Source organism: Monashia sp. HAY1-5C (genome assembly GCF_056755255.1).
Genome location: NZ_JBPGXG010000767.1, coordinates 1 through 236, shown reverse-complemented (window position 1 = coordinate 236; position 236 = coordinate 1). Strand labels below are relative to the sequence as shown.

The window sequence follows — 236 nt, the reverse complement described above, 5'->3', positions numbered from 1 at the left end:
ACACTCTCTCCGTCGTCGGCAGCGTCAGATGTGTATAAGAGACAGTTCTACATCTTCGGTGCCTTCCTCGTGTACACGGCCGTCAAGCTCGCGACCCAGGGCGAGAGCGACGACGACGAGTTCGAGGAGAACCGGTTCCTCCGGTGCTGTCTCTTATACACATCTCCGAGCCCACGAGACGGAGCTACATCTGGGGGGGGGGTTTGTGTGGTGGGGGAGGGGGGGGGGGGGGGGGG

At 62.7% G+C, this 236-nt stretch carries 1 pseudogene; it reads left to right on the top strand.

From position 1 onward, the window contains the following. Positions 1–30 precede the first annotated feature (30 nt). Positions 31–236: pseudogene (locus tag ACR9ZK_RS23480) on the top strand (hypothetical protein); the annotation flags it as partial.